Origin of the sequence: Cognatishimia sp. (genome assembly GCF_964229375.1) — a bacterium.
Taxonomy (GTDB): Bacteria; Pseudomonadota; Alphaproteobacteria; order Rhodobacterales; family Rhodobacteraceae; genus Cognatishimia.
Genome location: NZ_CAXREH010000060.1, coordinates 1 through 7,251 on the forward strand (window position 1 = coordinate 1; position 7,251 = coordinate 7,251).

Annotated in this window: 10 protein-coding genes; 5 read left to right on the forward strand and 5 right to left on the reverse strand. The window is 55.9% G+C overall.

The window, feature by feature from the left end:
* Positions 1–184: 184 nt before the first annotated feature.
* The 4 genes from ACEQWH_RS04660 to rpsF form a co-directional block, all read right to left on the reverse strand.
* On the reverse strand, positions 185–583 hold the full coding sequence (locus tag ACEQWH_RS04660) for a helix-turn-helix domain-containing protein (RefSeq protein WP_370228552.1): 399 nt from the start codon (positions 581–583) through the stop codon (positions 185–187).
* 193 nt (positions 584–776) lie between these two features.
* On the reverse strand, positions 777–1,391 hold the full coding sequence (rplI, locus tag ACEQWH_RS04665; RefSeq protein WP_370228553.1) for a 50S ribosomal protein L9: 615 nt from the start codon (positions 1,389–1,391) through the stop codon (positions 777–779).
* A gap of 12 nt (positions 1,392–1,403) precedes the next feature.
* The gene (gene rpsR / locus ACEQWH_RS04670) at positions 1,404–1,631 is read right to left on the reverse strand and encodes a 30S ribosomal protein S18 (RefSeq protein ID WP_009805008.1); all 228 of its coding nucleotides are present in this window, start codon (positions 1,629–1,631) and stop codon (positions 1,404–1,406) included.
* 25 nt (positions 1,632–1,656) lie between these two features.
* Positions 1,657–2,013, reverse strand: a complete 357-nt coding sequence (gene rpsF, locus ACEQWH_RS04675) for a 30S ribosomal protein S6 (protein WP_370228554.1) — start codon at positions 2,011–2,013, stop codon at positions 1,657–1,659.
* Positions 2,014–2,262: 249 nt separating this feature from the next.
* Here rpsF and ACEQWH_RS04680 point away from each other — a divergent pair, with 249 nt between their 5' ends.
* A complete protein-coding gene (locus tag ACEQWH_RS04680; RefSeq protein ID WP_370228555.1) occupies positions 2,263–2,745 on the forward strand; it encodes a hypothetical protein in 483 nt (160 codons plus the stop codon).
* Positions 2,746–2,849: 104 nt separating this feature from the next.
* Complete coding sequence (locus ACEQWH_RS04685) at positions 2,850–3,422, forward strand: YceI family protein (protein ID WP_370228556.1); 573 nt, start codon at positions 2,850–2,852, stop codon at positions 3,420–3,422.
* Positions 3,423–3,507: 85 nt separating this feature from the next.
* On the opposite strand, the gene ACEQWH_RS04690 is transcribed toward ACEQWH_RS04685, so the two are convergent.
* On the reverse strand, positions 3,508–4,692 hold the full coding sequence (locus ACEQWH_RS04690) for a cytochrome b/b6 domain-containing protein (RefSeq protein ID WP_370228557.1): 1,185 nt from the start codon (positions 4,690–4,692) through the stop codon (positions 3,508–3,510).
* A gap of 157 nt (positions 4,693–4,849) precedes the next feature.
* Here ACEQWH_RS04690 and fabD point away from each other — a divergent pair, with 157 nt between their 5' ends.
* The 3 genes from fabD (at position 4,850) to ACEQWH_RS04705 (ending at position 7,020) form a co-directional block, all read left to right on the forward strand.
* Positions 4,850–5,788: an ACP S-malonyltransferase gene (gene fabD, locus ACEQWH_RS04695; RefSeq protein ID WP_370228558.1), complete on the forward strand. Its 939-nt coding sequence runs from the start codon at positions 4,850–4,852 to the stop codon at positions 5,786–5,788.
* A gap of 33 nt (positions 5,789–5,821) precedes the next feature.
* Complete coding sequence (fabG, locus tag ACEQWH_RS04700) at positions 5,822–6,559, forward strand: 3-oxoacyl-[acyl-carrier-protein] reductase (RefSeq protein ID WP_370228559.1); 738 nt, start codon at positions 5,822–5,824, stop codon at positions 6,557–6,559.
* 227 nt (positions 6,560–6,786) lie between these two features.
* Complete coding sequence (locus ACEQWH_RS04705) at positions 6,787–7,020, forward strand: acyl carrier protein (protein WP_209356079.1); 234 nt, start codon at positions 6,787–6,789, stop codon at positions 7,018–7,020.
* The last annotated feature ends 231 nt before the right edge of the window (positions 7,021–7,251 follow it).

Genomic DNA, 7,251 nt, shown 5'->3' on the forward strand with positions numbered 1-7,251 from the left:
TCGTCGCTATAGGTGACAATGGCGTGCATCACGCCCCCGACTGGGTTCACGCCAGCATAGGCTGCATCGTCGAATTCATAGGTCTCGCAGATGTTACGCAGAAATTTTGTATAACGATCTTCCGATTCCGGAATGTCGTGCAGACTTATCAGGTCCAAGTGTCACCCCCAGCGAGCGTGCCGACTTATTTGGCGACGCTCAGTTTCCCCGTTTGCGATTCATCTGCCATGGATCGCATAAATGCCAGAACGGCGCTGCGCTGTGCCTGAGGCAACTTGCGGTACAGTTCTACCATTTCAATTGTGTCACGGTCGGACAAGAAGTCCATCTTGTCAACTGGATCTAGTGCCACAGACGCATCGGCGTCGCGGGCGATGCCCTCGAAGAAATAGACAACGTCTACGCCAAGGCGCTCGGCAATGGCCCAAAGCCTGGAAGCACTCACACGGTTTGCACCGGTTTCATACTTTTGAATTTGTTGGAATTTAACCCCGATGGCTTCGCCGAGGTCAGACTGGCTTACACTCAGAGCGTGGCGACGGGCGCGGATGCGTTTGCCAACAAGTACGTCAATCTTATTCATTTCTCACCTGCAGTCTTCTTCAACACCCAAGGCGGTACAGGGCACCGACGAGGTTAATCGTTAAGTAATGACAAGCACGGGTGCCTAATTCTGGCAGGCGAATTCGTCGCTAATATTATGTTCTACGCTTCTGCGCTTCCTTGCTTGTGGTGCCGATGCGCGAAGGTCGCGCACCGACGTGTCTTGAAAAGTCTTAGTCTTCTTCGCTGACGGCTTCGTCAACGATAGGCGCAGAGTCGTCATCGTCAGACGCGGCAGAGCCGATATCGTCAAACAGTTCCGCGATTTCGAATTCTGCTTCCGCTTCTTCTTCTGCAGCCAGTTCCTGAATGGATTTACCGGACGCTTGCAGCTCTGCTTCTTCTTCAGAGCGGGCAACGTTCAGAGTGATTTCCACGGAAACCTCTGGGTGCAGACGTACTTCAACGTTGTGCAGACCAAGTTCTTTGATCGGAGCGATCAATGCAACTTGCTTCCGGTCAACAGTGAAGCCTGCTTCGGTCGCAACATCCGCGGCATCGCGTGGAGTTACGGAGCCATAAAGCGAGCCTGCGTCAGATGCGGAACGAATCACAACGAATTGCTCGCCGTTCAGCTTTTCAGCCAGGGCTTCTGCTTCTGCTTTGGTTTCCAGGTTGCGTGCTTCGAGCTGGGCTTTTTGCGCTTCGAAGGAGGCAACGTTGCCTTCAGATGCGGTCAGAGCTTTGCCTTGTGGCAGCAGGAAGTTGCGTGCGTAGCCTGGTTTCACGTCAACGACGTCACCCATTTGGCCCAGTTTCGCAACGCGTTCGAGAAGGATAACTTGCATGTCAGTCTCTCCTTACTTCACAGCGTATGGAAGCAGCGCGAGGAAGCGAGCGCGTTTGATTGCGCGGGCCAGTTCACGTTGCTTTTTCGCGGAAACCGCAGTGATGCGGGATGGAACGATCTTGCCGCGCTCAGAGATGTAGCGTTGCAGCAGTTTCGTGTCTTTGTAGTCGATCTTAGGCGCGTTCTCTCCAGAGAAAGGGCAGACCTTACGACGACGGAAAAATGGTTTTGCAGCCATGGTTTAGTGTCCTTTCTTCGCGCAATTAAGAGCGACGTTCGCGGCGATCGCCACGTTCTTCGCGTTTTTGCATTTGGATGGACGGGCCTTCGGCGTGCTCGTCAACTTTGATCGTCAGAACACGCATGACATCGTCATGCAGACGCATCAGGCGTTCCATTTCCTGAACCGCTGGCGCAGGGCTGTCGGTTTTCAGAAACGCGTAGTGACCTTTGCGGTGCTTGTTGATCTTGTAGGCCATTGTTTTAACGCCCCAGTACTCGCTTTCGACGACTTTGCCGCCGTTGTCCGCAAGGACAGTACCGAAGTGCTCAACGAGGCTTTCAGCTTGCGCGTTGGACAGGTCCTGGCGCGAGATAAAGACATGCTCATAAAGTGGCATGTGAGCTCCATTTCATTTCAAGCGCATTTCAAAGGGCGGGCTGTAAATCCTTCGCGTCCCACCCACGAGAGACTGCGCGGTTCATAACATCAGTGCAAAGGATTTGGCGCTGTATAGCGAAACCCCTTGGAGACACAAGTGTTATCTGATTTGGAAACAGTTTGTTTCATAAGCAAACTGCCCAAATCTCGCCTCATTTCAGACGCAGATTACAAATTCACGCACTCTGTCTATCAGGACATATCGCAAATGGCGAATATCACGGAATCTTGGCCCCTTGGTCGGGTTACGCTTGCCGCACCAAAGATAAGCACCCGCATGTGGGCGCGTTTGGTGGCAGGGAGCTTTGGCGCCCTGTTTTGTGCTGTCGGTGCGTCGATTGCGGTTTTGCCATTCCCAGCTTTGACGGGTGGGCTGTTGGTTGCCAAGTTCGCGATGGGTGTGGTGGTGTTTCTGGCCGGTTTCATTGTCGCGCGCTCGGGCGGGCGTCCGCCTGCGCGAGAGCTGCATTACGATCCGAAATTTGGCGAGTTCATTCTGGTGCCGTCGGATGAGGGCTGGGATGCAGCGCAATGCGTCATGTCCACCGAGGTCGCCCATGTCGAAGTCAGCGGTCGCCATTTGTCGGTGGCATCGGATGATGCCAGACTACAGATCAGCATCGCGATGAAAGACGCCGCGACCGCACGCGAAGTGTCCTCTAGCTGTCAATCCCAACGCCGCGCTGCTTAACAGAATGTGATGTGCGATTGCGCACAATGAGTGTTGCAAAGCTCAGGTTGTTTTTGAGGCTTCAGAGTTGATGTTAGCCCCATCTTTGAATCGGAGCTAACACTATGAAATCTCTTATCCTTGCCGCTGGTCTGACCGCTGCCGCAACTGCGTCTTTTGCCGAAGCAGAAGCCTATTCTCTGGACCCATCCCACAGCCAGATCGTATTCTCTTATAACCACCTGGGGTTCTCGACCACCTATGGTATGTTCTCTGGCTTTGAGGGCGACATCCAATTCGATCAGGAAAACCCTGCAAACTCTTCCGTATCCGTCTCGATGCCTGTGCGCTCTATGTTGACCGGCTGGGAAGCGCGGTTCGGCCATTTCATGAGCCCTGATTTCTTTGACGCAAGCGAAGACGAGATGGTCTCTTTCGTGTCCACCGGCATCGAAGTTACTGGCGAGAACACTGCATTGATCACCGGCGATCTGACCTTGAACGACGTGACCAAGTCTATCGTTCTGGACGCCAAGCTGAACCAAGCGATGGTTCACCCAATGGCGGGCGTGCCATTCGCCGGTTTTGATGCGACTGCGGAAATCCTGCGCACCGACTTTAACCTTGGCCAGTTTGCGCCATTCGTCAGCGACGAAGTTCAGGTTGTGATCTCGATCGAAGCGATGAAGGCGGAGTAATTCTGCCAAGGCTTCTTTCGCTCGGAAAGAAAGAAACCCTTCCCAGATCTGGGAAGGGTTTTTTCGTGTTTGGGATTTCGCGCTTTTATCGGGTGGCGGTGAGCGTGATGTCGATGATCACGGCAAATCCGAGTGACGATTCATCAGGCATGGATTGCCCGACGTTGAAGTCCTGACGATTGAGTGTTGTTTGCGCAGACACCGTGGCAGTGTCGCCCTCAATTGTCAGGGTAAAAGGAAAGCTTACCGGAACGCTTGCGCCTTTGATCGTCAGTGTGCCTTCGGCCATATGCCCTTGTTCATGCGCGACGAGGTCTGCGGTAAAGCTGGCGGTCGGGAAGGTTGTGGCGTCAAAGAAATCCGCGCCCATGGCCTGTTGCGTGACCGAGCCCAGTGACAGCGACCCAATGGCGATTTGCACATCGGCCGTGCCGTGTTTGCCCTCGGAGGCTGTCTCGGAAAACGTGATGTCGGCGGTCCAGTCCGCAAAGGATCCGCGCACGTCATTGCCAAACTGCCGAATGGTCAAAGCGATTTCGCCCTCTTGCACCGCCCATTGGGACTTAACTTCGCTTAACGCAACTTGCTGGGTTTGCGCGGCCTGCGGGGTGCTGAGAACACCCACGGTCATGGCGACGGCCCAAATGCCAAGCGCCAGAACAAAGGGCAGGCGAGTGTGGGATTGGGCAGGGGGCGTAGGCGCGTTCGAAGCGCCGGGCAGCATACGCCGCAGGGTATGGTCCTTATCAATGATCGCATGTTTAAGCGCACCGCCGACATGGGCCAGAATCGTGACGGCGAAAACGGGTGTCAGCGTCGTGTGTATCGATCCACAGATTGCGGAGAGCTGTGCATCTTTGGGAATGAACGGCAGAGTTTGACCAAAAGGCCACCAGATCGGGGCAAAACCCTCGGCGGCGGCGTGGTGGATCCAACCGGTCAACGGCACAAGCAGCATACATCCATAAAGAACCCAATGCGCGGTTTCAGCGGCCAGGGCCTCGAGCCGTCGGTCGGCGTTCAACAGGCCAGGGCGTGGTTGCGTCAGCGCCCAGAGGATCCGCAGCAGCGCCGTGAAGAACGCCATCACGCCGACAGTTTTGTGCAAGGAAAACAACAATGCCTTACGCGTCAGTTGCTCGCTGGTGTCATAGGGTGCGTCATGGGCAAGAATGCCCAGAGGAAACGCGCTAAGGATTAAAAGGGCGGTCAGCCAGTGAAAGGTTTTGGTGACACTGCCATAGGTGGCGTGGGTGTTGCCTCGGGCCATCGGGTGCTCCTGAATATCGTGTTGGCCGCTACGATAAAGACGCGGCTCAAACCCGCCAAGAGCGGTTCCACAGGATTTCAGTGCAGCAAAGCGCAATAGCGTTGCACCCATGAACAGGGCGCGGTATTGCCATAAGACGCAAAATAAGAGGTCAGAGATGAGCCGAGCATTTGTATTTCCGGGACAAGGGGCGCAGACGATTGGGATGGGGAAGGCCTTGGCCGATGCTTATCCAACGGCGCGTGCGGTGTTTGATGAGGTGGATGAGGCCCTGGGCGAAAAGCTCAGCGATCTGATCTGGGAAGGGGAGCAAGAAACCCTGACATTGACCCAGAATGCCCAGCCTGCCTTGATGGCCACGTCTTTGGCCGCGATGCGCGCTTTGGAGGCCGAAGGGGTCTCTATTGAGGCAGCGTCTTATGTGGCGGGGCATTCCCTTGGTGAATATTCCGCCTTGGCTGCGGCTGGTGCACTGAGCATTTCCGACACCGCACGTCTGTTGCGCACCCGTGGCGAGGCGATGCAAGCCGCCGTTCCGGTGGGTGTCGGCGCAATGGCCGCGTTGCTGGGTCTGGATTTCGCTGCGGCGACCGAAGTGGCCGAGGCCGCGGCGCAGGGCGAGATTTGTCAGGCGGCGAACGACAATGATCCGGGGCAGGTGGTTGTGTCAGGTCACAAGGCTGCGGTTGAACGCGCGGTTGAGCTGGCGAAGGAAAAGGGGGCAAAGCGCGCCGTGTTGCTTCCGGTGTCGGCACCTTTCCATTGCGAGTTGATGAAGCCTGCCGCTGAAGTTATGGCCGAAGCGCTGTCCCATGTGGACATCGTGGCGCCGAAAGTGCCGGTGGTGGCAAATGTGGTTGCGTCCTCTGTGACAAACCCGGCGACGATCCGGTCGTTGCTGGTGGATCAGGTTACGGGTTCCGTGCGCTGGCGCGAATCGGTGGCGTGGATGTCCGGTGAGGGCGTGGGTGAAATCTATGAGATCGGCGCGGGCAAAGCGCTGTCGGGGATGGTGCGCCGCATCGATCGAGCGATTGCATGCACCGCAGTAGGCACGCCAGATGACGTAAAAGCAGCGGCAGAGAAACTGGCTTAATCGCCGCGCAAGATAAAAGGTTGGGGAAAGAATATGTTTGATTTGACTGGCAAGGCAGCATTGGTCACCGGCGCGTCAGGCGGCATCGGCGGCGAAATCGCCAAGGCTCTGCATGGCGCGGGTGCCAAGGTTGGGCTGTCGGGAACACGGGTTGAGCCATTGGAGGCGCTGGCCGCTGAATTGGGCGAGGGCGCTTTTGTTCTGCCGTGCAATCTTGGAGATGCCGAGGCCGTGGCCGAGCTGCCAAAGCAGGCTATCGCTGCGATGGGGTCTTTGGACATTCTGGTGAACAATGCAGGGATCACCAAAGACCAGATTTTTATGCGCATGTCTGATGAAGAATGGCAGCAAGTTCTGGACGTTAACCTGACGTCTTCCATGCGTTTGTGCCGGGCTGTTATGCGCCCGATGATGAAAGCGCGGTGGGGCCGGATCATCAATATCAGCTCGATTGTCGGCGCGACCGGCAACCCAGGTCAGGTGAATTATGCCGCCTCCAAGGCTGGGATGGTCGGCATGACCAAATCCATCGCTTATGAGGTCGCCAGCCGGGGCATCACTGCAAACGCTGTGGCGCCAGGCTTTATTGCCACCGCGATGACGGACAAGCTGACGGACGATCAGAAAGACAAGATCAACGTCCAGATCCCGACCGGCCGGATGGGCACCCCCGAAGAGATCGCCGCGGCGGTTCTTTACCTTGCAAGCCCCGAAGCGGGCTATGTCACAGGCACCACCTTGCATGTGAACGGCGGCATGGCCATGTTGTAGGCGAAGCCGCACCTGCAGGGCGTTGCGCTGTGGGTGCTGTTTCTGTTCGAAAGCGTTTGCCTTGTGACACACTTGTGCTATAGGCGGCGCAGTTTTCCGGGTGGGCCTGCTGGCGCTCCGGTATTCCGGGTATCCGGACATATAAGAGCCGCCCGTTTGGGCACCATCTAATTTCCGCCTCGGCGGACGACCAAAGGCCTTAAGGCCTAAAAGAACGAGGATTAGTTATGAGCGACGTCGCAGACCGCGTAAAAAAGATTGTTGTTGAGCACCTGGGTGTGGAAGAAGGCAAAGTTGTAGAAGCGGCTTCCTTCATTGACGATCTTGGCGCAGACAGCCTGGACACCGTAGAGCTGGTTATGGCTTTCGAAGAAGAGTTCGGCATCGAAATCCCTGATGACGCAGCTGAAACCATTCAGACTTTCGGCGACGCAGTTAAGTTCATCACTGAAGCGTCCTAATCTGAGTTTTCAGATTTGAGTTAGAAAGCCCCTGCCATTCGGCGGGGGTTTTTGTTTTTCAAACATTCTTCCCTGTTTTCCCGCCACCACCCCATGCAGCGGCATGGCGGGAACTGGATTTGAAACGACGATTTCTGAAAAGTACAACCCGTGATAGACTGTCACAGAGGGCTCATCGGGCGGACCCTGATGTTGTGTGGATTACGAGGTTGGTATGATTATTTACCCGAC